At 45.3% G+C, this 26,407-nt stretch carries 27 protein-coding genes; 12 read left to right on the top strand and 15 right to left on the bottom strand.

Annotation, left to right across the window (positions count from 1 at the left end):
- The first annotated feature begins 53 nt into the window (after window positions 1–53).
- The 3 genes from VNM22_11370 (at window position 54) to VNM22_11360 (ending at window position 1,909) form a co-directional block, all read left to right on the top strand.
- Window positions 54–653: a hypothetical protein gene (locus VNM22_11370; protein ID HWP47752.1), complete on the top strand. Its 600-nt coding sequence runs from the start codon at window positions 54–56 to the stop codon at window positions 651–653.
- 87 nt (window positions 654–740) lie between these two features.
- Entirely contained in the window at window positions 741–1,679 is a 939-nt protein-coding gene (locus VNM22_11365) for a DUF1259 domain-containing protein (protein ID HWP47751.1), read from the top strand.
- 14 nt (window positions 1,680–1,693) lie between these two features.
- The gene (locus VNM22_11360; GenBank protein HWP47750.1) at window positions 1,694–1,909 is read left to right on the top strand and encodes a hypothetical protein; all 216 of its coding nucleotides are present in this window, start codon (window positions 1,694–1,696) and stop codon (window positions 1,907–1,909) included.
- Window positions 1,910–2,011: 102 nt separating this feature from the next.
- On the opposite strand, the gene VNM22_11355 is transcribed toward VNM22_11360, so the two are convergent.
- The 7 genes from VNM22_11355 to VNM22_11325 form a co-directional block, all read right to left on the bottom strand.
- Window positions 2,012–2,746, bottom strand: a complete 735-nt coding sequence (locus tag VNM22_11355) for a gamma-glutamyl-gamma-aminobutyrate hydrolase family protein (protein HWP47749.1) — start codon at window positions 2,744–2,746, stop codon at window positions 2,012–2,014.
- Window positions 2,747–2,821: 75 nt separating this feature from the next.
- Window positions 2,822–3,745 (bottom strand): acetylglutamate kinase, encoded by a 924-nt coding sequence (gene argB, locus VNM22_11350; protein HWP47748.1) that lies wholly within the window; start codon window positions 3,743–3,745, stop codon window positions 2,822–2,824.
- A gap of 66 nt (window positions 3,746–3,811) precedes the next feature.
- Entirely contained in the window at window positions 3,812–4,828 is a 1,017-nt protein-coding gene (locus tag VNM22_11345; GenBank protein HWP47747.1) for an N-acetylornithine carbamoyltransferase, read from the bottom strand.
- Window positions 4,829–4,891: 63 nt separating this feature from the next.
- Window positions 4,892–6,049 carry an acetylornithine/succinylornithine family transaminase gene (locus VNM22_11340; protein ID HWP47746.1) on the bottom strand — a complete coding sequence of 386 codons (1,158 nt, stop codon included), beginning with the start codon at window positions 6,047–6,049 and terminating at the stop codon, window positions 4,892–4,894.
- Between the two features lie 130 nt (window positions 6,050–6,179).
- The gene (gene argC / locus VNM22_11335) at window positions 6,180–7,226 is read right to left on the bottom strand and encodes an N-acetyl-gamma-glutamyl-phosphate reductase (protein HWP47745.1); all 1,047 of its coding nucleotides are present in this window, start codon (window positions 7,224–7,226) and stop codon (window positions 6,180–6,182) included.
- A gap of 38 nt (window positions 7,227–7,264) precedes the next feature.
- The gene (locus VNM22_11330; GenBank protein HWP47744.1) at window positions 7,265–8,287 is read right to left on the bottom strand and encodes a hypothetical protein; all 1,023 of its coding nucleotides are present in this window, start codon (window positions 8,285–8,287) and stop codon (window positions 7,265–7,267) included.
- Window positions 8,288–8,371: 84 nt separating this feature from the next.
- On the bottom strand, window positions 8,372–9,154 hold the full coding sequence (locus VNM22_11325; protein HWP47743.1) for an aldolase/citrate lyase family protein: 783 nt from the start codon (window positions 9,152–9,154) through the stop codon (window positions 8,372–8,374).
- A 353-nt stretch (window positions 9,155–9,507) separates the two neighbouring features.
- Between VNM22_11325 and VNM22_11320 the strand changes: the two genes are divergently transcribed.
- The gene (locus tag VNM22_11320; GenBank protein ID HWP47742.1) at window positions 9,508–10,794 is read left to right on the top strand and encodes a hypothetical protein; all 1,287 of its coding nucleotides are present in this window, start codon (window positions 9,508–9,510) and stop codon (window positions 10,792–10,794) included.
- A 103-nt stretch (window positions 10,795–10,897) separates the two neighbouring features.
- On the opposite strand, the gene VNM22_11315 is transcribed toward VNM22_11320, so the two are convergent.
- From VNM22_11315 to VNM22_11295, 5 genes are read right to left on the bottom strand one after another with little or no spacing between them, the layout of a single operon-like run.
- Window positions 10,898–12,652, bottom strand: coding sequence for a hypothetical protein (locus VNM22_11315; GenBank protein ID HWP47741.1), 1,755 nt, complete (start codon window positions 12,650–12,652; stop codon window positions 10,898–10,900).
- A gap of 27 nt (window positions 12,653–12,679) precedes the next feature.
- Window positions 12,680–13,873 (bottom strand): CaiB/BaiF CoA-transferase family protein, encoded by a 1,194-nt coding sequence (locus VNM22_11310; GenBank protein ID HWP47740.1) that lies wholly within the window; start codon window positions 13,871–13,873, stop codon window positions 12,680–12,682.
- A complete protein-coding gene (gene mazG / locus VNM22_11305) occupies window positions 13,870–14,646 on the bottom strand; it encodes a nucleoside triphosphate pyrophosphohydrolase (GenBank protein ID HWP47739.1) in 777 nt (258 codons plus the stop codon). The genes VNM22_11310 and mazG overlap by 4 nt, the downstream gene beginning before the upstream one ends.
- 55 nt (window positions 14,647–14,701) lie before the next feature.
- Window positions 14,702–15,388: a hypothetical protein gene (locus tag VNM22_11300; protein ID HWP47738.1), complete on the bottom strand. Its 687-nt coding sequence runs from the start codon at window positions 15,386–15,388 to the stop codon at window positions 14,702–14,704.
- Complete coding sequence (locus tag VNM22_11295; protein ID HWP47737.1) at window positions 15,385–16,128, bottom strand: (5-formylfuran-3-yl)methyl phosphate synthase; 744 nt, start codon at window positions 16,126–16,128, stop codon at window positions 15,385–15,387. Before VNM22_11295 ends, VNM22_11300 begins: the two co-directional genes overlap by 4 nt.
- Window positions 16,129–16,908: 780 nt before the next feature.
- Here VNM22_11295 and VNM22_11290 point away from each other — a divergent pair.
- The 8 genes from VNM22_11290 to folK all read left to right on the top strand — a co-directional run bounded on the left by VNM22_11290 (window position 16,909) and on the right by folK (window position 23,844).
- Complete coding sequence (locus tag VNM22_11290; GenBank protein ID HWP47736.1) at window positions 16,909–17,661, top strand: SDR family oxidoreductase; 753 nt, start codon at window positions 16,909–16,911, stop codon at window positions 17,659–17,661.
- Window positions 17,662–17,720: 59 nt separating this feature from the next.
- Window positions 17,721–19,049 (top strand): DUF6513 domain-containing protein, encoded by a 1,329-nt coding sequence (locus VNM22_11285; GenBank protein ID HWP47735.1) that lies wholly within the window; start codon window positions 17,721–17,723, stop codon window positions 19,047–19,049.
- 8 nt (window positions 19,050–19,057) lie between these two features.
- The gene (gene folB, locus VNM22_11280; GenBank protein ID HWP47734.1) at window positions 19,058–19,411 is read left to right on the top strand and encodes a dihydroneopterin aldolase; all 354 of its coding nucleotides are present in this window, start codon (window positions 19,058–19,060) and stop codon (window positions 19,409–19,411) included.
- 74 nt (window positions 19,412–19,485) lie between these two features.
- On the top strand, window positions 19,486–20,463 hold the full coding sequence (locus VNM22_11275) for a DUF1464 family protein (GenBank protein HWP47733.1): 978 nt from the start codon (window positions 19,486–19,488) through the stop codon (window positions 20,461–20,463).
- A 73-nt stretch (window positions 20,464–20,536) separates the two neighbouring features.
- Window positions 20,537–21,658 carry a hypothetical protein gene (locus tag VNM22_11270; GenBank protein HWP47732.1) on the top strand — a complete coding sequence of 374 codons (1,122 nt, stop codon included), beginning with the start codon at window positions 20,537–20,539 and terminating at the stop codon, window positions 21,656–21,658.
- Window positions 21,648–22,217: a DUF447 domain-containing protein gene (locus VNM22_11265; protein HWP47731.1), complete on the top strand. Its 570-nt coding sequence runs from the start codon at window positions 21,648–21,650 to the stop codon at window positions 22,215–22,217. Before VNM22_11270 ends, VNM22_11265 begins: the two co-directional genes overlap by 11 nt.
- 105 nt (window positions 22,218–22,322) lie before the next feature.
- On the top strand, window positions 22,323–23,297 hold the full coding sequence (locus VNM22_11260) for a beta-ribofuranosylaminobenzene 5'-phosphate synthase family protein (protein HWP47730.1): 975 nt from the start codon (window positions 22,323–22,325) through the stop codon (window positions 23,295–23,297).
- 40 nt (window positions 23,298–23,337) lie between these two features.
- Window positions 23,338–23,844, top strand: a complete 507-nt coding sequence (gene folK, locus VNM22_11255; GenBank protein ID HWP47729.1) for a 2-amino-4-hydroxy-6-hydroxymethyldihydropteridine diphosphokinase — start codon at window positions 23,338–23,340, stop codon at window positions 23,842–23,844.
- Here the strand turns inward: folK and folP are convergent.
- From folP to VNM22_11240, 3 genes are all read right to left on the bottom strand, one after another.
- Entirely contained in the window at window positions 23,820–24,710 is an 891-nt protein-coding gene (gene folP, locus VNM22_11250; protein ID HWP47728.1) for a dihydropteroate synthase, read from the bottom strand. The two genes, folK and folP, sit on opposite strands and share 25 nt — an antisense overlap.
- Window positions 24,711–24,775: 65 nt before the next feature.
- The gene (locus VNM22_11245) at window positions 24,776–25,300 is read right to left on the bottom strand and encodes a hypothetical protein (protein ID HWP47727.1); all 525 of its coding nucleotides are present in this window, start codon (window positions 25,298–25,300) and stop codon (window positions 24,776–24,778) included.
- Window positions 25,275–26,204 carry a triphosphoribosyl-dephospho-CoA synthase gene (locus VNM22_11240; protein ID HWP47726.1) on the bottom strand — a complete coding sequence of 310 codons (930 nt, stop codon included), beginning with the start codon at window positions 26,202–26,204 and terminating at the stop codon, window positions 25,275–25,277. Before VNM22_11240 ends, VNM22_11245 begins: the two co-directional genes overlap by 26 nt.
- Window positions 26,205–26,407: the final 203 nt, after the last annotated feature.

Here is a 26,407-nt window from a genome sequence, read left to right as displayed (position 1 = left end):
GGGCGTTGAGGTGATGTTGAGGACGGTTGGGGCTTAACAAAAGGAGATGTAGTATGCAAGTAAAGAAGGGTATTTTGAATGTTTTTTCAATTGGAGTTATCTCGACCTTTCTGGTATTGGGAATTTGGGGATTACAGCCTTTAAAAGCTGGAGAATATGAAAAAGAGGAATATGGACCGCTTCTCAAGGTTCTTCCTCATAGCAAGATTACGCTTACCGAGGGTATTCAGCAAGCAACTAAGACTCCAGAAACTCCCATCTCAGCAAAATTTGAGCTTGATGACAATAAAAAGCTTTCACTTTCAGTCTATACTGCAGAGAAAGGACTCGGCACCGATGCTGAGCACAATGTCCTCAAGGAGCTCGCGGGAAGCCCGGAAGAGGAGAAGTGGAACCCCGAGGTCGAAGTTTTCAAAGACCCAGAACATCTAAAGCGTTCAGCCCAGCAACTCACCCTGATGGCTATCTCACCACACTCACTCCTTGATATTCTCCATAAGGCGTCGAAGGATCAGCAAGGGATCGTATTCTCCATTACTCCTGTTGTTGAAAATCATAAGCCTCAGTTCGTAGTGCTTGTGGCCGCCCAGGATAAAGTGGTTGAATTGAGATACGACCTTATGACAGGTAATGCCCTGGCAACCAAGAAATAAAAGGCTCTTCTCGATGTAAAGACCTATCTTCCGGAGAAGCCTGTTTCAGGCTTTCTAGTGAACACTGGAATGAAAGGAATTTAACCTATGAAGATAAGATGTGTAAACATACAAAGCGTGTATATCTCCCTGGTGGGGGTGGTCTTTGCCTTTTCATTCCTGGCACTTTCCTGGACCGTTACACCAGGCCTGGCAGAAGAAAAGCTCGATACCGCTAAAATCGAGAAACTCACAGGTGCAAAGGGAAAACTCAACGAAAAGGAAGGCGTATTTAAAGTTAGCCTTCCGCGCACTGATCTCCAAGTCACCGCAGCAGGTGTAAAAATAACCCCGCCTATGGGCCTTACTTCCTGGGCAGCGTTTAAAAAAGTCGGTGACCGTACCATGGTTATGGGCGATAATGTTGTGCTTGAAGACCAGGTTAATGCAGTTATAGATGTTGCCTTAAGCAATGGTCTGGAGGTTACTGCTCTACACAACCACTTCTTCTGGGATTCCCCAAAAGTCATGTTCTTGCATATCGGTGGAATGGGCGATGAGGAGAAACTCGCAACGGCAGTTGGAAAAGTGTTTGCCAAAATTAATGAGACCAGCGGCGGTAAAAGTGAGATGCCTAAAGCTAATCTGGATTCTGTCAATACCACGCTGGATCCCAAAAAAATTGAAGATATCCTCGGTATGAAAGGCGAGATGAACCAGGGAGTTTATAAAATCACTGTTGGTCGAACCACAAAGATGGAGGGCTACGAAATCGGAAATGAAATGGGAGTGAACACCTGGGCTGCCTTTGTTGGAAGCGATGATAAAGCTGTGGTGGACGGTGATTTTGTTATGCTTGAGAATGAGGTTCAACCTGTGCTCAAGGCGCTTCGTAGTGCTAAGATTAACATTGTTGCTCTCCATAACCACATGATTATGGAATCCCCTCGCACGGTATTCCTTCATTACTGGGGTGTTGGCTCAACCAGTGACCTCGCAAAAGGGATAAAAGCCGCACTCAGTACCCAAAAAGAATTTGGAGGGTAAAATAAGGAGGGAGCTTGAACAGGAAAGGAGTTCGGATGATAGGCGTCTTCTTCGGGGAAGGAACTTTACCTCTCCTGTTCATACTGTTCCTTCCCGTCGCTGCCTGGGGGTATCGACCTTTCATCTCGACCGATGCCGCTGGAGTCGATCCTAAAGAGATGGAGATTGAGCTGGGATATCTCAATCTAGAACGTACAGAGGGGAAAATACCCTTATCAGGCCTCAATTAGTAGTAAATTATGGTATTGCAGGGAATCTGGAAGTCGTTGGGGAATTTGAGGAAAATAACGCATCAAAACCTTTAAAGGGTAGAATCGAACCCTTGGAGGGATTTAAGCCCGTATAGCCGCTTCCACAAATGCACGAAACAGATTCTGAGAATCTTCATCTACTTCCCATGTTCCCTCCGGATGCCATTGGACTCCCACTACGAACTTACGGGAAAGATCTTCAATTCCCTCGATAACTCCGTCACTGGCAACCGCTGCAATCCGATAACCGGGGGCTATATCTTTAACCGCCTGATGATGTCGACTATTGACCCAGACTTCGTCTTTCTTAAAAATCTGATAAAGTAGACTATCCCGGTCCAGGCGAATTCGGTGGGTTTGAACCTGCATATCGGCTTCTTGACGATGCTTCAAACAATTCGGTTTTTGAGAAACGAGATCTTGATAAAGGGTTCCCCCACCTGCCACATTCAAGACCTGGATCCCTCTACAAATTCCCAGAATGGGAATATCCATTTCCAAAGCTAATCGGGTTAGCTCGATTTCTATCACATCTCTTTCTGCGTCGATGGCCTCTAATTTGAGTAGGGGTTCTTCTCCATAAAACCGAGGATGTATATCGTTGCCCCCCGATAAGATCAATCCATCCAGCTTCGATAAGATACTTTCTAAGGCCGTTGTTTTTTTGATGACAGGGATGAGAATCGGGGCCCCTCCGCAAAACTCGATGGCCTGACTATAGTTCCGATAAACGGCGTCCTGAAGACGTCCTAAAGAATTTACACTCCAGGAAGATCCGATCGTGGTTGAACAGGTAATACCTATAAGTGGAGGCATAAGCAGTGGGTGATAGATCGTGGGCCGTGAGCAGAAAGTGGGTTTAACTATCCACGGCCCACGACCTATCGCTCACTATCCTTTGAATTCTTCCATTAAATATTTTTCCTTATCTGAATCGGTTACAATCATGGTGCCTTCGCCTTCTGGCCTGAAAATTTCTTTAAGGAGCGAGTCGCGCTTGGTCCCATCGATAATGTGGGCACGCCGTACTCCACCTTCCACCGCTGCGATGCAGGATTGGATTTTAGGGAGCATACCTGAGGCAATAATCCCTTTCTGAATGAGTTCTTGAGCTTCTCGGACACTTAAGGAAGAGATACAGGAATCCGGATCATTTATATCTCGAAGAACCCCGCGTACATTGCTCATGCTGATCAATTTGTCGGCTTTTAAGCTTTTGGCAATCTCCCCTGCAATGACATCGGCATTGATATTTAAAACATTCCCTTTTTCATCGGCTCCCAATGACGCCACAACCGGTATATAACGGGCATTAACCAGGGTTAAAAGGAGATCCGGGTTTACTTTTTCAATGTCGCCCACATGTCCGTAATCTACCATTTCTTCCTGACCGGTTTCTTTATTAAAAACCTTTACAGGGGGTCTCCTTCTGGCCTGAATCAGTCCCCCGTCAATTCCGGTAAGGCCTACGCCTTTGGCTCCATGCCGCCTCAGAGCGGAGACAATTTCGGTACTGATCTTACCCGAATAAACCATCTTGGCTACTTCCAACGTATCATCATCGGTGACCCGGCGTCCGTTTATTTTCCTCGAAGTATGATGGAGTTTTTCCAGAAGTTCATCGGCCTGTTTTCCCCCGCCATGAACCACAACAATATGAATTCCTACCAGATGGAGTAGAGTAATTTCCTCTGTGACCAGATCTAGATTTTTAACATCGATAATTACATTTCCTCCCAGCTTAATGACAAAAATATTATCTCTAAATCGTTGGATATAAGGGAGCGCCGTCCTTAAAATAGATACGTCTTTCATTTACAAAGGTAAAAGGCGAAAGGGAAAAGGGACAAAGATGTTCTCCTTTTGCCTCGTCCCTTTCGTCTAACTTAATATCGCCTCTAATATTGCTTTTTGTACATGGAGTCGGTTTTCGGCTTCATCGTAGACGATAGAGTTGGGTCCATCGATAACCTCATCGTCTACCACTACATTTCTTCGAACCGGAAGACAATGCATAAACTTACCATTCCGGGTAAGCTGCATTCTTTTCTGGGTAACCCGCCAGTCCTTCAACTCGGCTCGGAGTTTGGCTTCTTCGTCCCAATTCCCATAAAAAGCTGGAGCCCCCCAACTTTTGGCATAAACAATATCGGCGTTTTGGAAGCCTTCTTCCATAGTATGAACGATCTGAAATGAGCTTTGATTCAGGGCGGCATTTTCTCGAACCGCTTTTAAAATATCTTCATCCAGGTCATATCCCTTGGGATGGGCCAGGACAACATCCATTCCCATTTTACTTGCAGCCAGCAGGGCTGAATTGGGAACACTGGTCGGAAGAGGTTTGGGATGATAGGCCCAGGTCAGAAGAAACTTTCGTCCTTTAAATCCTCCCAGGTGTTCCTGAATTGTTAACATATCCGCCATAGCCTGACAGGGATGGTAGAGGTGGGATTCCATGTTGATAACGGGAACACTTCCCCATTTGACAAAAGCCTGAATAACGGCATCTTGTTTTTCCTTTTTCCAATCCACAAGATCCGGAAATTTTCGGACCCCGATCATATCCCCATATCTGGAAAAGACCCGCGCAGCTTCCTTGATATGTTCCGCGGCTTTTCCATCCATAACCACCCCCTCTTCAACCTCCAGATTCCAAACCTCTAATCCCATGTTGAGAACCACGGTCGTTCCTCCCAGTTGATGCATACCTAATTGGAACGAAGTTCGGGTCCGGAGAGAGGGATTAAAGAAAAGCAGCAGGAGCGATTTATTGACCAAAGATTTCCGGAACGGCTGTCGCTTCATATCTATAGCCAATTCCAGGAGCTGTTCCAATTCCTCGCGTGTCCAGTCTTGAGTATTGATAAAATGTCTACCTTTAAAGTTTGTGTAGGTCATTATTCCTTCCAGACCTCCGAAGTTTTAACCAACCGGCGTGGTTCATTCCTTGGAGATCTTATCTTATAAGATTTTTCTTAACTCATGGGTAAACCGATCTATATCTGTCCTTTCTATGATAAGGGGCGGCAATAATCGAATCGTTTTAGGATGGTCGGAAGTTCCTACCAAAATTCCTTTAGATAAAAGTTTCTTCTGGACTTCTCCACCAGGAAGATCTGTTTCCACTCCAATGAGCAGGCCCAGTCCTCGAACTTCTTTAACCCTGGGAACCTCTGAAATAATTTTGAGGGCATATTCCCCCACAGACCGGGCATTTTCCACCAGCTTTTCTTCCTGGATAACTTCCAGAGTCGCCTTAGAAGCTGCACAGGCTATTTGACCACCTCCAAAGGTAGAGCCTTGCTCTCCATAGGTGATGGTCTTTGCAATTTCTTCTTTGACAAAAGTGACTCCCATCGGAATTCCACCGGCGATTCCTTTGGCCGTGGTGATCAAATCCGGCGTAACCTCCCAGTTATTACAGGCAAACATGGCTCCTGTGCGACCCGGCATAGTCTGAACCTCATCAAAAATTAAAAGGGCCCCCTTTTCTTTACAGAGTTTTTGAAGTCCTTGATAATAACTCTGTTTGGCCATATAAACACCTGCCAGGCTTTGAATGGCTTCTACCATGACCGCCGCAGTCTTCTCACTGAGGGAGTTACGAACACTTTCCAGGTCTCCAAATGGAACGAACTTGCAATCCAATAAAGGCCTTACCTGATCCCGATATTTTTTTGCCCCGGTCACACTCAACGATCCAACAGTTCGTCCATGGAAGGAGTTCTCCAGGGAGATAACCTCTTCCCGACCTGTAAATTTCCTGGCGATCTTAAGCGCGGTTTCATTGGCTTCTGCTCCCGAATTGCTGAAGAACACCGCTCCGATTCCTTTAGGGGCTATCTCTACCAGCAACTTACTCAACTCGGCACGGATCGGGCTATAGACCGCGTTAGAGTAAAAAATCAGCTTCTCGGCCTGATCTTGAATGGCTTTAACTAATTTAGGATGGCAATGTCCAATAGAAACAACGGCATGACCGCCGTATAAATCCAGATACTCCTTGCCTTCTGAGTCATAAACATACTTCCCTTTTCCCCTGACTACATCCAGGGGGAATTTCTTGTACGTCAATAACTGATACCTATCCTCCAGGGAGATGAGCTCTGCTAAATTCATTTACAACGACGTGGAGAAATAGGGATTCTGGAATGCGGGGGCGCAGCATCTTTGGGACTGGAAGACGTGTCCCCCTACCTCCGTGTCCCACAGTCCCCGCGTCTCCGCGTCCCTATACCCTACGTCTCTATTAAGGATGTGTTCCCGGAAAACCTAATCCCGACTTTTCGTCAAGTCCGAACATTAAGTTCATATTTTGTACAGCCTGACCGGACCCTCCTTTGACCAGATTATCAAGGGCCGAATTAATAATGACCTTTCGACCCCGACTGGCTATGCTGATATCACAAAAATTGGACCCGGCAACCACAGCGGCACGAGGTTGATCCACCAGTCTGATGAAAGGTTCTTTTTCATAATACCCCTTATAAAGATCTCTGAGCTGATCTTCAGAAATCTCCTTGCTCAAGCGGGTATAGACGGTGGTAAAAATACCTCGGACCATAGGAGCGGAATGGGTCGTTAAGGTGACTTCAATAGGATTCTTGTTAAATCTCTCCAGTTCTTGTTGAATTTCAGGTTGATGGCGATGGGAGAAAAGGTTATAAGCTTTGTAATCATAGGCCCGCTCGGGATGGTGGGTTCCTTCGGAGGGTGTAGCTCCGGACCCTGAAGACCCTGTGGCCGAGTTGATGATGACGTCTCCGGTTAGCAGATTTTCCCTGGCCAGAGGGAGTAAGGCCAGCAGCGCTCCGGTAGGAAAACATCCCGGACAGGCAATTAAATTCGATTTGCGTATCTCGTCCCGGTTAAATTCGGTCAGGCCATAGACCGATTTTTTTAAAAACTCCTGGGCCGTATGTTTGAGTTTGTAATATTTCTCAAAAACCTGGGGATCTTTAAGACGAAAATCTCCTCCCAGATCCAGGACCTTAATGTCCTTTTGTTTGGCTACCTGAAAGATCTGAGGTACTTTCTCCAGAGCCTGTCCATGAGGAAGGGCCAGGAAAACCACATCGGAAAGTTCGACGATCTCTTCTATGTTCTCTTCGGTGAAGGTCAGGTTCGTGAGCTTATATAAATTTCGATGCACCTGGCCCACGGGAATTCCGATATCTGTACGGGAAGTCACCTTAACGACCTCGACCTGCTCATGGAAGAGCAAAAATCGAAGTAACTCACTACCTGTATAGCCTGTAGCACCCAGAATACTGACCTTGATCATAAAACTGTCCATTGTCCGTTGTCGGTTATCCTTTCCAACGAACAACATCCTCATCCTTTACTGTTCAACTTGTTTTCTACAATCTCGGCTAATCTCCTCGGCTCCAGCCGGGCGTTAGCAGCGGGGATTTTCAAGTGGGTCTCGATATACTCCTTACCTACCTCGGCATCGGTGGCAGGACCCGTCATCACCGTGATCTCCAAATAAAACTGCTTCATAAGTTCCACGGCTCCCCAGGCTCCTACCAGGTCATTGGCGCACATGACATAGACTTGACTATAACTCTGAATCTCGGGGTCTTTCAAAAAAGAGCCTACATTGTAACCTCCGACGATTCCATCGCCCAGTTCGACCACGATAACATCCGGATTTAATTTACTCAACTCGTTAAAGAGTCCTTTAGCTACGGGAGCCACGTTGGTAATGTGGGCTGTTGAAGGAAGACCCGCATCTAAAAAGCTCAGTGCGGCCAGAGCCCCATGATCTTGCATATTAAGGGTATCTCTTAGACAGGCCACCCCGGTCACCTTCGCCCCTACCACACGATATTTTTTTTCGGTCAGTTTGTGGATGATTTCTGTGGCGGCTTGAGTCTTTCCGGCACTCATGCAGGTACCGGCCACAACCACCAAAGGAGGGCAGTTTGTGAGAGATGAACTCCAGGGGATAGCTCCCTGGCTGATATGAACGATTTTCCCGTTAACCACCGGCATTCCAAGCACCTCTACCCGGAGAGGGTTTCCGACCTCAGGATTGCCGGAGGTTGCGATACCAATGACACCTCCCAGATTTAAAATATGAAGAATATCCCCGCGCCGAATAGATTCGGGAATCTTTCCCACAAAACCCTTCAACGCTTTTCTTCCCCCTAAAGCTCCGACAATAATATCATCTTTGGCAACCTTGGCCATTCTTCCGGTCGTTAACTCAATTCTGTCATAGACCAGCTTTTCTTCCAAGGCCTTTACAACTATCAGATTGCCTTCCCTGACTTCCATCTCATCGGTTATCTCCATTTCCTGTGAGACTAAATTTCTCGTAACCGAAGCAATTTTATGGGCTCTGATTTTCAAATCCGAATCCTCCTCTATGAAATTCTCTCCAATTATCGGTTATTCCTTGAAAATTGTCAATCCACAATTATCAATTCTAACCTGTTAGAGTTTGTTTATATATCCCTGGAGTTCCTGGATATGTTTTTCCACCATAAATAAAAATCCCGTATCATGTCCATAATTGATGAATTGAATCCCTTTATCGATCCATTTTTTGGTGACTTCCACATCGAAAGTGGTAACCCCAGGGGCTACACCCATTTTTTTACAGACCTGGATTACATGCTCGATACAGGCGGTAACTTCCGGATGATGAATATCTCCGGTAAGTCCCAAAGACTGGGAGAGGTCGAAAACCCCCACATGGCAGACGTCTACCCCCTTAACCTGCAACATATCTTCCAGATTATCTACGGCTTTCTTGCTTTCAATGAGTAAAACCAGCATGGTTTCCTCGTTGAGCCGGGCCGTGTCCTCCATGATATTTTTCCATTTCTTAAAATCCGAATGGGCATTATGGGGTGACATCCCACGCTCTCCCAGGGGATAATATTTGGTCTCTCGAACGATACGTTCTAAAACCTTCCGCTCTTCAATTCGGGGAATCAATAAACCCATGGCCCCGATATCCAGATAGCGGTAAATGGGGTCATAATGCTGGGTAGGGACCCGTACAATGGGTACCAGATCCACCCCGCGGGCCATCTGGGTAATATCGGCAATGGTTTCCATGGAAAAACCGGAGTGCTCTGAATCGATAATAATCCAGGAGAATCCTATGGCTTTCATCATCGTTGCAATCGCCGGAGTACGAACAAAATCAACCAGCGTTCCCAGGGTAACCTTTCCTTCTTTTAAAGCTTTTTTTACTTTATTTTCTTTCATATGCGTCTTCTCCCTAGAGGAGGTCAATTCTCCCCGTGACGGATGTCGGTCAGAGGTGTTAAGGTGGTTTTATGGAATTTTATGAAAAAGGAAGTTAAGTAAATTATAAATATGCAGATAAAAAAAAGTTTCGTCAAGAATTCTTTTATTAGTTTTTGCTTGAAGACCCTGCAAAGGCATGATAATACCATTTCTGGGTTGGGTTGTGGCATAACAGGCTATTGAGTCACTACAAAGGCCACACTGCGAGACGTAGAGAGATCAGATTGGGTTTTGGTCTTTATATTTCCGCCTCTCCACGTCTTCTTTGTGTTCTTTGCAGGTGTGTTTTTTAATCAGGCTGGAGCTTTAACATGCCCAAAAAATATGTTGTGATAAGTGATTTGCATTTCGGTGATCGGGGTCCATTAGAGGACTTTGTGTACGAAGAAGAGTTTATCAACTTTCTGGATTATCTGGCCGGAAACTCACAGGGGAAGAATTCGGGTGTGGAACTGGTGATCAACGGTGATTTCATTGAGTTTCTTCAAGTTCCTCCTTTAGGAGGACGGGATTTGAACAGTGGAATAAGTAAAATAAAGATCGTATTAAGTAAGCATAAAAAAGCTTTTCAGAAACTGGGTGCTTTTATCGCAGCCGGTAATCAGGTTCGAATCATCCAGGGGAATCACGACATTGAACTTAATTTTCCCGAAGTACGGGAATTGATGGCGGATACCATAGCCGGAAACGACCATGAGCTTAAAAAAGGTCTCATCTTTCACCCTACCCTGTCTTATATGCCGCCGGGGGTTTACATCGAGCATGGTAATCAGTACGATAGCCGCAATTGGGTTGATCATGACCATTTGATCCGGGATGAGGTGACCAAAAGCCTTAATCTTCCCTGGGGTTCTCGGTTTGTCATCGAGATTTTTAATGAAGTCGAGGCACGCTATGGATTCATTGACAATATCAAGCCTTTATTGGCCGGTGCTTTTATTGTTCTTATCTTAGATCGAAATTTCTTTTTAGATCGGGTTCCGCGCTTTTTAGGATTGGAAGTTGAAGACTTTTTCAGTTTGTTAAAGAATATCCTTCGACGAGATGCTCGAAGCGTGGAAAAACAGGTCCAGAAGGCCAAACTGGATCGAGAATCGATTAAATTTATTAAGGATCTGGCCCTGGTCTCTGGAGGATTGGAACAAATCCATGCCCCCCCTTCCCAGGAAAGGCGTTTCCTGAAAGAATTTTGGGAACGTACAAAACTTAAAATTCTCCAACGGACCCTTCCCCTCATCGAAAGTACCCAGCGACTTTGGGAAGTTCTGCACAACGATCCTAACATAGAGACCGCCAGAAACCTCATCGCCAGTAAAGGTGTAAAGTGGGTAGTCTTTGGGCATACCCATGGAGCCAAGAAAGTCAAAACCGGAAACGGAACTTACTTGAATACCGGAACCTGGACAGATCTCATGGTACTTCCCCCCTCCGATGAAGATCAGACCTTAGAAGCCTGGTTAGACTCTCTCAAAAAACCGACTACCTATCCCCTGGTTTCAAAGTTGTCCTTCGTTCAGATTGATTATGAAAAAGAGACTCCAAAAGGGGAGCTTATGGTATGGAAGGAGGGAAAGGTGATGGTGGATCCGGGACAATAGCATGGGAAAAATCGAGTCCTATAACCTCTGATAAAGGCGACCGGTCGGTGGCCTCTATTGATTTTAAATAAAATTGAAATTAAATCGATCCTGCAGGAACCGGCTATTGCGGTTCTGGAGCTTTTTGGGCAGGGATCATATCCCGAAAGATTGAAATTTCCTTTGCAGGGATAAAAAATTCCGTTTCTATACGAGATTCCACAAAGCGACCGCTCAGGGCAATTCCTGGACTTTCCGGAACTTTAAGATCCGACATCTTGGGGTCTAAAGAGGCTGCCCAGGCTACCAGTTTTGGAATGGAAAAATATAAGAAGATATTGTTCTCTTCTGGAAGACCAAACAGAGAAGGTGTATGTTTGGCCGATATCTTGGCACCTGCACTGAGAAGGTCCATGAGCTTCTGCACTTCTCCAAGAGCTCCGGATCCAAAACCCATAACACTGTATTGACCAATAAAACCCACCGGCATGGGCATTTCTTTTCCAAAGAGTTTTGTAAAAGCTTCCTGGGCTTCAGGGTCGGTAGTAGCCCCGATCTTCAAGTTCATCTTGTAAACGAGAATCTCTCCGGAATGATAGTTAATTTTATCAGAAATCTTCACGTCAAACTCTGTTCCTGTGCTTTTATAAAAATTCATCATAGGGGCTAGAAGCTGAGGGTATTCCTCCATTAATTGCCTTGCTTTCGAGGGATTCTGTACGTTGTAAAGGTAAACCATCAGAGGCTTCTCATCTGCAGAGGACAGACCAAAGGCAAATTCCTCTCCGAATGCTTTGAAAAATTCTGTTATCCATTGGCTCAAATGGTCGATTGTTGCAGGATCGACTCCTGGAGTCGCCCCGTATATCATTTTAAGAAACTCTACATATCCCTGGATAAGCTCAGGCGTTACTTTGATGGATATGTTCCCTATCATTCCGGCATTGGAGGGAATAAACCCTAACAAAGACGATCTATGGGGAGATTGTACGTCGATAAAGTTTGCCAGCTTACTCCCTTTCACGGCAAGGGTACTTTGTGAGATTCGAAGACCCTCAGCTTTTACATCGATTCCCAGGTTTAACGTTTGGATCTGTTCCAGAAAAGATAGCACGAGATCTACCTCTGCCTGGAGGATCTTTTTTACAGCTTCCCTCTGTAAGGGAGTCTGGGAAGTTTCACCCTTCGATTCCTCTTGGGGGGGAGGCTGTGTCTGTTTTTCAAGTCCCATCAACATTTGTTGTTTCATAGCCTCCATCATCGGTTGAAAGGTGGTCAGGATTCTATTGATTGGAACCGATGCGGTTATGGCGCCCTTTACGAAAGGAATGGGTGTCAAGCCGGGATTATTTTTTTCAATGAACCCTTTGACCTGTCTGGTTACCTCTTTGTCCGCTGAAAGGATGGCGACTTTTCCGGCAAAGGTCACAAAGACTCTCTTTTCGTTAAGGGGGTCTCTGAAGGTATAGGTTCCTCCCTCTTCCTTTTCTTTTTTCAACGATTGGGAAAGGGTAGTTAAATAACCGGCTCTGTTGGTTAAAGGAATGGTGATGGCATAGGGAGATTGGGGATATTTCTGAGGATTTAAGATAAAGACCAGGTATTTACCTCCCCTATCCATTCCCGTCCAGGTAGGATTTTTAAAGATCATCTGTCCTACAACTGCGCTATTCACCACGACGCCCATACCCGGTTGAATACTTTCGACCAGTTGTCCCACGTCCTTGAGGAGTTGACCCGGATTGTCCAGGCTGATAATTGCAAAAACTTCTTCCGGCCAACTTGCCGGTTGGCCTCCAACCGGGTTACCTGCTCCCAGTAGCAGGATGAATCCCAATAAGATTGCACCGGATATTTTTCTCAATTTTAAATAAGCCATAGGGAATCTCCTTTTTGCCGGTTTCATTTAAATAACTCCCTTCCTCTTTAACTCTTGGATTTGTTCGGGATGATAACCCAGAAGCTGTTCTAAAATTTCTTCTGTATGCTCTCCAAGCAAGGGAGGAGGTAGATCAATCGATGCCGGGGTTTCAGAAAAAGTAACAGGATTTCGAATCAGTTTTACCTTTCCCATTCGAGGATGCATTACTTCCTGGACCATCTTCAAATGGTTAACCTGGGGATCTCGAAAGACCTCGTCCAGATTATTGATGGGACCGGCCGGAATTCCTTCCTTATTGAGTTTTTCCAGCCATTCCGCCCGGGTCGAAGTTTGAAGTTTTTCTTCGAGGATTTTAACAAGAAGGTCTCGATGCTTAACCCGCTGTGGATTCGTGCGAAATCTCGGATCTTCGGCGAGTTCCTCCAGATCCAGGACTTTACAAAGTTTTTTCCATAATACATCGCTTCCTGCACCGATCACAATATAACCGTCTTTGACCGGGAATGCCTGGTAAGGTACAATGGTGGCATGGGCCGTTCCCCACTTTTGGGGTATAATTCCTGAGTTGAGATAATCACTGGCAATATTAATGAGGGAAGCGATCTGGCTTTCTAGAAGAGAGACTTCTACTTTTTGTCCTTTCTGGCTGCTTTGACGGGCGTAAAGGGCTGAGACGATGGCACCGTAAGCATAAAGGGCCGTGATGATATCCCCCACCGCAACCCCTACTTTGACCGGTTTTCCACCTTCTTCTCCGGTGATACTCATCAACCCCCCGACAGCCGAAATAATTACATCATAACTTCCCCAATCCCGATAGGGTCCCGAAGAACCATAGCCGGAAAGTGCACAATAAATTAAACCGGGATTGGATCTCCTTAGGGTTTCGTAATCTAGACCCATCCGTTCCATGGTTCCCGGTCGATAGTTCTCAACCAATACGTCGGCCTTCTCGATGAGTTTTTTTAAAATTTCAACCCCTTCCGGCTGCTTTAAATCTAAAGTTAAGCTCCTTTTATTCCGATTGACAGATAGAAAATAGGGGCTGTATCCTTCATAACGAGGGTCTGCGGTCCAGTAACGGCTATCATCTCCAGAGTCCGGTTTTTCCACCTTGATCACATCGGCACCCATATCCCCCAGTAGCATGGTACAGAGCGGACCTACGATGATCTTGGTGAGATCGATAACCCGTAATCCTTTAAAAACAGCGCTCATGATAAATTCTCCTTGGCTTCATTCCACAATCGGACGGTCTCTTCCAGGGGGGTCTCTTTCATGGTTTTGCCCTGTTCGGCCACCTTGGCTTCTACATATTGAAAACGCCGGATAAACTTCCCGATGGCCTTTTGAAGGGCTTCTTCGGGGTTGATCTTCATGAACCTGGCTACGTTTACCAGAGCAAAGAGAACATCTCCCAACTCTTCTTCCATCTTATCCGGATCCCTTTCCTGCAAGGCTTCCTTAAGTTCTGCGCCTTCTTCTCCCAGCTTATCCAGACACTGCTGGATATTTTCCCATTCAAAACTAACCCGAGCCGCTTTTTCCTGGATCCGGTGTGCCCGAAGTAAAGCCGGAAGATTTTTGGGAACCCCATCCAGCGCAGAACTCTGAGCCCCACGCTCTTTCTTCTTCATTTCCTCCCAGTTAACCAGAACCTCCTTGGAATCTCTCACCTTCACTTCCCCAAAAACATGGGGGTGTCGACGTATCATCTTTTGTTTAATTGTTTCAATCACGTCGTAGATGTTAAATCCCAATTGTTCGGCGGTAACCTGGGCATAAAAAATAATCTGGAAGAGAAGGTCTCCCAATTCCTCTTTTAGCTTTTCAGGGTTATTTTCATCTATGGCTTCCCAAACTTCATAACATTCCTCTACCAGGAAAGGTTTAAGAGTTTTGAGTGTCTGTTCTTTGTCCCACGGACAACCCTTATCACTGCGTAAAGTTCGCATGACCTCAACCAGTTGATCAAAATTGGAATTTTGCATTTTTCTCACTGTTCTGTCTTAGGTATGAAAGGCTTGCTTTCAACAAAATTCAACCTCAGTTCTTTTTATCCACTTCTGTTATAATATCTACATCCGACCCATCCTTCTGTAAAGGGGCGCGCGTCCGGAAAGCTCGTCGGACAAACCACAAACTACCCACAATTCCCATCAGTATCAGCAAGGCGATAAGGATCTTTCGAACCCCTGAAGCTCCCTCTAAGGAGAAAAAGTCTTGATCTTCTTCCGCCACTTTCCTTTCATACTGGTTATCCAACGTAAAGACAAATTGCCGGGTTTCTTCTCCGGACGTTATCTTGGCCAGGCTTCGATGGTTCTGAACATCTTCAAATATCTTGCAAGAGATGGTAAAACTTCCAACCTTTCGATTTTTAGGCGTAAAAATCAGGTGGAAGGTAATGGAAGGCATCCCACTTTCTGAAAGGGTTATAGAGTCTAATTTCAAAGTGTAGGGAGAACTTCCCTGGATTTTGATCCGCTTGTTAAAATATTCGTATATTTCCTGCCTGTGATGCTGAAGTTCTACCTCATCGAGTTTTTGATCTCCGTTATCGTCTGCAAGAACAGCATGGGTTATAAACTCGCTCAGAATAGTTCTGAGATCGTATTGGATGTGATCGGGATAGATTTTAATTTCGGAGAAACTAATGCTGTTGTTATGGGCTCCGGCTATCCCAGGCCGTAAGAGCAGAATTCCAATCAGGCAAAGAATTAACTTTTTCATGGATATGTCGTTTGGAGATGGCCATTTAAAGATTTCATTTCCAGAATCGAACGGATCCTTTGAACTTTACTTTTGCTAACTCGCCCACGGACACGATCCCCTTCACATACGGCCGTTCTAAGACCTATAATATCTGCACCCAGCTCCTGGATAAGGGGTATGTCCACCTCACGTAAAGATCCTGCCAGGGCACAGATTAAACCAGATCCCTGGGCTTCCGTGACAAAATTCTCAAGCTGATCTCGATTTAAATAGTAAAACAGATTATGTCCGTCTTTAATTGCCGTATCGATCATACACCCCTCAATACCTGCCTGTGAGGAAACCAGGGGAAGAAGGAGGGGATTTAAGGCTTTAACCATAGCCGCATCGGCATAACCGGCCGCTATAACCTTAATATGGGGATTAATCATCTTGACGGCATGGCGGAGCTGTTTCAGGAGAAAAATGGCATCCTCCAGGGTACGAACCCCCATAAGCCCCACTTTTACGTAGTTTACCCCACACCACGCTGCGCCTGCTCCGGCTAAAGAAACTGTGCCGGGTAAATTGGGAACGTCTCCAAGGGTCGCACTGGATTCGAGAGAAGAAGGGATTTTGCTTACAATTTCTCGGATCACGTGGGGAAAATTTGCACCCAAAGAACCTTCGGATGGATTCTTAATATCGATGATGTCTGCGCCACCTTCCATGGCGTTTTCAGCTTCTTCGACATCGGTCACACTGACTAAAAGTTGCATCTTTGTTAATACACGGTAGGGACGTTATCTGGATAATATCTCTACCGCACTGGAGGAATGATTTCTTTATTAAAAAATTCAGGAACTTTTCTCAAGATCCGGCTCAAGCTCAAAAACTACTCCTGAAAGCCTGTATATGCCTATCCTACGGCATTCTTAACTTTCTACTTTACTTCAGATAGGAGATTTTTTCCAGGACTACTGTAAAAGCTTGACGCAAGCATATCTTGTAGCTACTATAAGCACAAAGATAAGGGAATTGTCAAATAGAAAGTTAAGGAGTCAGAAGTCAGAATAAAAACAAAGTAACTCTTCAGGTCTTTATCCCGGACTCCTACCTTGTTTACTTGGTTTTTGACCTTATAGTGCTGCTTTTCCTTCCCAACTCCCCTCTCCCCTTGTGGGAGAGGGGCCGGGGGTGAGGGCCGCTTATAAAGTTAAGCAAAACTAAGTAAACAAAGTATTCCTCTTTCGGGGCTTCAGAAGAGGGAGCCTTCTGGGGTAGGATTTTTACAGACCCTTCCAGTTCCCCTTCCCTAACCCTTTCTCCCAACTCGGGAGAGAGGGGACGAAGGGGTGAGGGAAGAGTTAAGCCCCAGGCCATCCCCGGGTTCTCCTTTCCCACGTCGGGAAGGGAGGTTAGTTTAGAAGAAACGACCCCTGAAAGAGAAAAGGAGAGGGTGAAACAAAGAGATTCCAACTTTTTCTCTTTAAGGGGTAGATTTTTTTGAAGGTAGACGGTACCTCCAAAAGAGATTCTGAATTCTGACTCCCGTTTTCATGTCTGAGAAAGAAATTGCTTTGATCACCGGCAGTACCCGAGGGATTGGAAAAGAAATTGCTTTAAGACTGGCACGAGACGGTATCATTCCCATATTGAATTACTGTTCCAATAAAATGGTGGCTGAACGTACCCTGGAAGAAGTAAAGCGTTTATCTCCTGGGACTATAGCAATCCAGGCAGATGTTTCAAAGGCAGACGAAGCAAGATATCTGGTTGAGGAAACGATCCGACAGTTTGGGCATCTGGATATTCTGGTTAACAATGTAGGGCCTTACTTAATTCGATCCCTTTTCGATACCACCGATGAGGAATGGTATCGTATGATCGATGGTAATCTAAGTAGCGCCTTTTATTGTACGAAACATGCCCTGCGAAGTATGAGAGCCCGTCGGAATGGACACATTATCAACATTGGAGCGTTAAATGCCGAAGTTCCCATGGCCATAGGCGTCTTCGAGGCCCCTGCCTATTATATTGCTAAAACCGGCCTGATGATGATGACAAAGTATCTGGCCCGTTCTGAAGGAAAATTTAACATCCGGGTGAATGCCATTAATCCCGGCTTTATCGAAACCGAGGAATACGCCCGCTTTTCAGAAGAAAATAAAGAGAAATGGAAAAAATTAGTTCCACTGGGATACCTGGGTGCACCCGGTGATATCGCCGAGCTGGTTAGCTTTCTCATCTCAGAGAAGGCACGATATATTACCGGCGCAATCATTCATGTACACGGAGGGATGTGGGTTTAGAGGTTAGAAGGTTAAAAGCCTCCTTACCCTAACTTCTGAACTTCTGACCCCATCAGGGAATGAAAATTTTATTCGTCACAGGTAAACTGGCCGAGAAGGCTCTGAGGGAGACCTTAGCGGAGATGAAGCCGGACTTTGAATATGAAGTGGCCGTGTTAAAAATCAGTGTAGCCGCTTTGATGACGACGCCCTTTATTATCCGGAACTTGAAAGGGGTTCAGTGTGATCAAATCCTCCTTTCAGGAATGTGTGTGGTAGATATAAAGGCCATTGAAGAAGCCCTGGGAGTCAAAGTCGAGAAGGGCCCCAAAGATTTAAAGGACATTCCGGATTTTTTTGGTTTTAAAAAGAAGAAAATAGGCTATGGGGAATATAAACTGAAGATCCTGGCCGAGATCAACGATGCTCCTTTGCTGAGTACCGAACAGATTTTAGCCCTGGCCCATTACTATAAAAAAAGTGGTGCAGATATTATTGACGTAGGATGTACACCCGATGTAGAATTCCCCGGTATCGGAGAGGTGATTACCCTTCTAAAACAAGAAGGTTTCACGGTGAGTGTTGATACCTTCAATAAAAAAGAGATCTTGGCCGCTAATAAAGCCGGTGTGGATTACCTGCTGAGTGTTAATTCCCAAAATATGGACATAGCCTCAGAGTTAAACTGTATTCCGGTGGTTATACCCGATTTTGGGGCAGGTCTTGAATCCCTAGATCTTAATATTGAACAGCTAGAAAAAAAAGGGGTTAAAAACTATATCATCGATCCCATCTTGAATCCCATCAATTTTGGCCTGGCAGAGTCTTTTTATCGCTACTATGTGGTTCGTCAGAAATATCCTTCCGCCGAAATGCTCATGGGTTTAGGCAATATTACCGAGTTGACCGACGCCGATAGTACCGGAATTAATGCACTTTGTGTGGGATTTATGACCGAGTTGAATATCAACTATGTCCTGACAACCGAAGTAGCCAACTGGGCCCGGGGTTCTGTTCGGGAGATAGATAAAGCCCGAAGGCTCATGTACTATACCTATAAGAATAACAGGCTCCCCAAAGACCTCGATGATAGCCTTTTGACCATTAAGGATCGAAAAACGGATTATCTTTCAGAAGCAGAAATGCTGGAAATGCAAAGTCTTATCAAGGATCGAAATTTCAGGATTTTTATTGATGGGCAATATATCTATGTCTTTAATGCCACAACCTTTATCAAAGATACCGATATTCAGAGAATCTTCTCCCAACTGGACATCCGGGGAGATCCTTCCCATGCTTTTTATCTGGGTCAGGAACTTATGAAGGCCAAGATTGCTTTGAAGTTGCGCAAGAAATTTATTCAAGAGGAAGAACTACGATGGGGATATTTAAATGAAGATGAGGTTTAGTGGTTTTTATGGAAGATAAAATTATCATTAAAGAATTACTCTACAAAGGCCGGGTAGGAGTCTCGGATTCTGAAAGATCCCGAAAGCAAAAGTTGCTGATTGATCTGGAAATCTATGGAGATTTCAGTGCGGCGGCTCGCGAAGACGATGTCAAGAAAACTATCAGCTATTCTGAGGTTTATCGAAGTGTCATGGCATTTCTAGAAAATAGAGAGTTTCACCTTATTGAAACCGTTGCAGAAGAAATAGCCCATTTTATTTTAAGCAAGTATCCAACGAAAAAAGTCTTAATTCGGGTTAAGAAGTTTGTACTTAAAAATGCAAACTATGTAGGGGTGGAGATTGTCCGAACTTCTTCGTAATAAACAGGTGGGACCTGAGCGGGGTGCAGTAAGATCCAAAGTGGACCCTTGCCCACTCCCCACCTCCTGCAGTTTTGTACTCTTTGGGTATTGATTACGGCACGAAATCCTGGAAAGTAGCTCTCCTTGAAGGGAGAAAAGTTAAAGACCTTCGGGAATTTGAGGATAGCCTACAGGTTTTATCCTATCTGGATGAGATAGTCGCCAGATATCCGTCGCTTCCCATAGTTCTTCCTTCGGGATTCGGTATTCCCCTTAAGAAAGTTCAGGAGATTCAGGAGCAGGATATTTTTGAGATGACCCTCAAAAAAGGAGAGCCTCGGGAATTGGGATTGGGTAGATTTTTAGAAATCCTCAAACCGAGAAATATCCAGGCTTATTGTATCCCTGCTGTTAAACTTCTTCCTTCCATTCCCGTATATCGTAAAATCAATAAAATTGACCTGGGAACTTCAGATAAACTCTGCTCCATTGCGTTTGTTGAGAAAATACTGCTGGAAGATGCTTCCCTCGAGGATTCTTCCTATAGCAGAGGCTTTCAGGGCATGAATTTTCTGATGCTGGAAGTAGGATATGCTTTTACCTGTTTACTTGTGGTAAAGGACGGTCAGATTATCGATGCCTTGGGTGGTACGGCGGGTTGTATGGGACCCAAAAGTCGTGGAAGTATTGATGGGGAGCTGGCATATCTTTATAATTTTAATACCAAAGCCCAAATTTACAGGGGAGGATTCCTGGATCTCGAAGAGAAATTCCCCGGGTATGGAGAGAAAGCATTCTGGGAAAGCCTGGAAAAGGAACTCCTGGCCTTTATGCATTTCTATCACATGGATTCTATTCTTTTAACGGGAAGAAATAAACGGTGGGTCCAGGAAAAATTAGGCCATCGTTATCCTACCCGGATATTACAAAATGATAAAGAAGGTTTCGAATCGGCCATAGGAGCCGCCATTATAGCCAATGGGATCGAAGGCGGTATATTTGAAAATATTGTGACCCATCTGGGTATCAAAGAAGCCCATGAACATGTACTGGACTGGATTTACTGTTAAGCGTACTGGACTGGATTTACTGTTAAGCGTGATCGAGGAATAATTATTTCGCTCAAGGTTTAGGGATACCTCTATGATATCGGCCCGGGAAGGTGATTTTATAGAGACCGTGGAACATCTTATTTTTGATGTCAAGGGGTTCGTCCATCCCAAAACCCATGTGATCGCCTTTCTCCGCTACTTCCCTGATCCAGACGGGACTCGCCTTCGAAACGGAGTTCGTTATAAAAAGGTCTATGCATTGAACGATCGCTATCAGATATTAAAGGAGAAATTTCCCCATTATCTTTATCAGGATCAACGGATCCAGGATACCATTCTTCAAGCTGTTCCTCACGAGCGTATAGGGAAAATATATCGACCTCAAGAATATCTGTGGGAGGTTATGAACGAAGAATCTGCAATTTCTCAACCCCATGGAGAAATTCTAAGGAGTTTCGTCAGGATCCTCCAGGAGGCATCCCAAATCCCTCTTACGGCCCTGGGTATCTCAGGTTCATTTCTTGTGGGACTGGCCACACCCCGGTCGGACCTTGATTGGATTGTTTATGGCTCTCAACAGGGTCTTAAGGTCTACGAAGGCATGGCGAAGCTTTTTCAAAATCCGGATAGTCCCATACGTCCCTATCGACCGGAGGAATTGAGGAAATTGTGGGAATTTCGATCCCAAGATACGGCTCTTTCCTTTGAAGAATTCGTAAAGTTTGAACGGCGGAAGCGGCTTCAAGGTAAGTTTGAAGTAGGAAAAGTATGTAAAGGTATTCCTTCGGCCCAACAAACTCTTGATTTCTATATTCGATTGTTAAAGGATAGGGATGAGATCACGGAAAGATATGAAGACTGCGTGTATACCCCTATGGGAACGGCCTGGGTTGAAGGCATAGTTCAGAATGATGAGGAAGCGCTGTTTACACCCTGTCGCTATCCCCTCGTCGTTCGTCGTGTTCGGTGGATAGAAAGGAAACCGCTTCCATTTTCTGATACCTTTTCCCCTTCCTTTTTTAGCTTTCAAAAGGGTCTGGATTCTCTTCAAGAACTGATTTCTTACCGGGGTCGGTTCTGTGGAGCTCGTAAGGGAGAGGTCATTCAGGCCCAGGGGACCCTGGAATGGGTCGAGGATATACGGGGAGATTCTTACTTTCGCCTGGTAGTAGGAAATAACCGGTCAGATTTTTTGAAGATTTGTGATTACTGAAACTATTGTTTCAACCATCAACGAGCAAGGTCAGGTCAATTTTGCCCCCATGGGGGTTGTGCTAGAAGAGGATAGGATTATCATCCGACCTTATAAGGAAGGAACTACCTATCGAAATCTCCTGGCTACGCGCCAGGGGGTTGTTCATATTACAGATAATGTATTAATTTTTGCCGAAAGTGCGGTATCATCCCCACAGTTCGAGAGTTTTCCGGCAGAATGTATTCAGGGTTTCGTGCTGAAGGATACGTGCTACTATTATGAGTTTGTGGTATCGGAAGTGGATTGTAGCAGTGAACGTGCAAGGTTTACAACCCGGATTGTTAAAAGAGGTCGGATCCGGGATTTTATCGGGTTTAATCGGGCCAAGAATGCTATTATCGAGGCAGCTATTTTAGCCACGCGGATCAGGTTTATTGGAGTAGAAAAGATTTTAGAGAAATTTGAAGAGTTTGCCGTCATTGTTAAAAAGACCGGTGGGCTTCAGGAGGAACAGGCCATGGAGTATCTTATGAACTACGTCCGGCAGGCTGCAAATACGGAAGCCGTAGTGACTTAGAAAGATGGCCTTGAAGACCCTTCCAGGGGGGCTTAGAAGGGTCGTGGGAGTATAGAGGTGATACCCCTATACTCTCCGATAGGAAAGGATAAGCCAGATTTCAAAATGACTTTAACTCTTAAAACACCTTCCCGGCTTCATCTGGGATTACTGGACTTAAACGGTTCTTTAAATCGGATCTTCGGTAGTATTGGTGTAACTATTCACAAGCCGGGAATAGTTTTAGAAATATCCGAAGCCGGGGAGTTGATGATCCAGGGAGATACCACCGGTAAAGTGGAAGTTCTGGTCAGGCGATTTCTCCATCATTATAATATTAAAGAGCCGGTGAAGGTTCATCTTAAGGAGAGAATTCCTGAGCATGTGGGATTGGGGTCTGGGACTCAGTTATCCCTGGCGGTGGCTTTCGGTTTGGCTAAATTCTTTCAAAAGGACATCCCTATCCCGGAACTGGCCAGAGTCATGGTACGGGGTTGTCGCTCGGGAATCGGGATTGGAGCCTTTACCCAGGGCGGGTTTTTAGTCGATGGAGGACATCCCCGGACTCCTCCCCCCCATCAAAGAGACATTTCCCCTCCTCCGATCCTTTTCCGATATCCTTTCCCCGAAAACTGGATGTTTTTAGTTGTTATTCCTGAAATCCAGAAAGGTTTAAGTGGGGAAAAAGAACAACGGGCCTTTGAACAGCTTCTTCCTGTCTCTCCTTACCGGGTTGGGGAAGTCTGTAGAATTCTGGTCATGCAAATGCTACCGGCTTTGATCGAAGAAAATTTAAAAGTTTTCGGTGAAGCTTTAACCCAGATCCAGAAACTCGTAGGAAGTTATTTCGAGACCGTCCAGGGGGGATTATTTGCAGATAAGATCTGTGAGCAACTGATTGAATATATGCTGGCTTGCGGAGCCGCCGGAGCCGGGCAAAGCTCCTGGGGTCCGACCGTTTACGGCCTGGTAAAAGGAAACGAGCAGGCACAGGAACTGGCCTCTAAGGTCGAGGAATTTCTCCATGGGAAAGTTAGAGCGACTCTCTTCCCCGTCCATGGGCAGAATACCGGGGTGGAGATCATAGAGGGTCGGGAGTAGTAACCCAACCTCCGGATCTCTCCCGGGTTTTCATATCTCAATGGAGACAACAGCTTATGTCGGAATCGGTTCCAATGTAGGGGACAAAGTCAGAAACTGCCAGGAAGCAATCCATCAACTCCAGGCTACACCGGGGATCGAAGTTAGCAAGATTTCTTCCCTATATTATACCGAACCGGTAGGGTATGCGCATCAAGACTGGTTTATAAATTGTGTTGTAGAAATTAAAACCTCCTTACCTCCCCGAGAGGTTTTCCTTAGATGTAAAGAAATAGAAAGGGGGATGGGCCGTACCTACCTCATCAAATGGGGGCCCCGGGTTATCGATCTGGATCTCCTTTTCTACAACGACTTGATTCTCAGGGAAGCTGATCTGGAAATTCCTCATCCCAGACTCCATGAGCGTGGGTTTGTACTGATTCCCCTGGCTGAACTGAATCCAACCTGGATACATCCCATCTTCAAAAAGACAGTGTTAGAGTTGAGGCAAGAATTAAAGGATTTTCATGAGGTGAAGCCTTATCAGGGGAAAAATATGGCTTCATAAACCTGGATGGCCCGCTTACAAGCCTTTACATCGTGGACCCGAATTATATCGGCCCCATTCATAATCCCGATAATATTGGTCACAATTGTTCCTTCCAATCGGTCCTGGGGATTCTCTACACCGGTAATCTTTCCAATAAAGGTTTTCCGAGAAGTACCCAGCAGAAGGGGACAATCCAGGGACTTAAAAGCTTTTAAATTTCGAATAATTTCGAGATTATGATGCAGGGTTTTCCCAAATCCAATTCCCGGATCTACAATGACCTGTTCAATACCTTCTGATTTCGCCTGTCGAACCTGCTCCCCTAGAAACTTCTTAATATCCTCGATAACATTCTCATAGTAGGGGTTTTTTTGCATGGTCTTGGGCTCTCCCAACATGTGCATGATAACTGCAGGGACCTGAAATTCGGCAACCACCTCCCGCATGGCCGGATTTCTCAATCCCGTTACATCATTAACCATATGGACCCCTTCTTGTAAACAGATTTTGGCCACTTCCGGTTGGTAGGTGTCGATAGAAATAGGAATTTTAATCGTATGGATAAGTCGTTGGATCACCGGCAAAACTCGTTGAAGCTCTACCTCTATAGAAACCGGCTCGGCTCCAGGCCGGGTTGAAGCCCCTCCAATATCCAGAATATCGGCTCCTTCTTCGGCCATTCGATGGGCGTGTTCCAGGGCCCTCCCAAGATCGAGAAATTGTCCGGCGTCGGAAAAAGAATCCGGGGTTACGTTGAGAATACCCATAATCTTAGGACGATTTAGGGGAATCGTATATTCTCGGCATTTAAGTTCCGACAACAATGTAATCCATCGTCTATGGTCCAGGGTCCCTTGTCGCTTCGCCGTAACGATTTTAATCAATCGTTTAAAACAATTGGAGTCATAACCCGAAGTACCGACAACAAACCTCGGACAACAGACAGTTTTTATTCAAAGTGTACAAAAAAACTCCCATCTGGATAAAGTTCCAGCCGGAGGATCATCACCGTTTCCCAACTCTGCTTTTCGATTTTAAGAGCCAAATAAGAGGCCTGGGTAACCGGATCCTGGATAGGATCTACATAGAGAATTTTTCCTACTTTGGCCAGACGACCCATGGATTTATATCCGTCCGGATCCTTTCTCTGCAGGATCAGCTCATCGAGTTGAACTTCTTCACTCTCAGGACCCAGGGGTGTGAAGAGCTTAAGGATGAGTCGATTCTGTTCCGAAAAAACCTTCTCAACGTAGTGGATGTTCTCTCCCTCTATGAAAGTCGAGGGCGTTTTGAAAAAATGGGTTATGGTTTGGAGAATGGGCGTTCTACCTGTGAGTAGCTCCTGAAGGCTTTCCTTCGCTCCACAATAGGGACAGGCTTCCAGTTGAAGTTCTTCCACTGGATTTTTCTTTTCAGGTACTTCTGTATAATCAAACTCGTTCCAGCATTTAGAGCATTTGTAGTATCTTTCCATTTAATAAAAAAATAACAAACAGGGCGGCTGCTGTCAAATCGGCGGTAGTGCCGGGATTGAGTTGATTATCTCGACTTCGGAGGAATTTGTCCAGTTCTTGCAATTTCTGCCTTCCAACTTCCGAGAAGATTCCTCCGGCCTGTAAAACTTCTCTGGCTCTCGTCATAACATTCTGCGACACATCCAGCCCCTGTTTTCTGGTGATCAGAGTATCGGGAATTTCAGAAAGAAGAGTCAGATAAGTTTGGACGATAGACTTTTCAAGATCCCGGGTTTCTGTAAAATAGCGTTGCAGGGTAGGATATCCCAGATGAAAGGTAATTTCAAACCGGCTTGTATATTCCCTCGCGATGGAGTCTCGATGAGCTGCTGCCGCCATAGCTTCCAACAGGGACACCTGAACTTCTTCACGGATATCGTGGTCTGTTACCTTTCCCATCCCTCCCGGATTGGCCAATCGAATCGCTTCGTATGCATTTCTCGCATCCTCCACCGTCAGAGAATTTAAGACCTTTGCAAGGTCAGTACGTAGTTCCCGGGCAGAGTAAGAGGGCGGGGAGGGCGTTACCAGGTACCCGCTCTCCCGTTCCTCCATTCCTCCAGTTTTCCATTCTCCTGTTCTTCCCAGAGCATAGGCTTTAGCAATAGGGGCAAATAGCAAAATCATTCCCAGATTGGTATTGGTCTTTACGTATTTACGGGTTGAGCGGACAGCCTTTAAAATCGTTTCTCCTACAGTGGCTTTATCAATCTCTCGAAACGCTCCACCTAGGGCAACAGCACTTAAAAGAAAATCCTCGTACCGGGTATCTTTAAAATTATAAAACCGATTTACATTACCCGGTTTAGTTGCACTTACCTCTAGCAAACAGGCGATCTGTGCGGCTTCGGCTATTTCTTCCAATCTTATCAGAGTAGGAGAGTAGATACTTTTCTCCTACACCTCCCAGTTTCATTTATCTTATGGCTTCATTGAGCTTGGCGATCAAATAATCAAACAAAGCAAAATAATCCTTAGCCTCAGGTACCCCCTCCACATGGGCCGGAAGCATGTAAACCTTGGCCCCAGTCTGACTGGCCACAAAGTTGGGAATCTTGTCCGGATAG

This window comes from Candidatus Limnocylindrales bacterium, from assembly GCA_035559535.1.
Lineage (GTDB): Bacteria > Moduliflexota > Moduliflexia > Moduliflexales > JAUQPW01 > JAUQPW01.
Note: the sequence above shows the minus strand (reverse complement) of the source record. Positions and strands in the feature narration are given on the sequence as shown.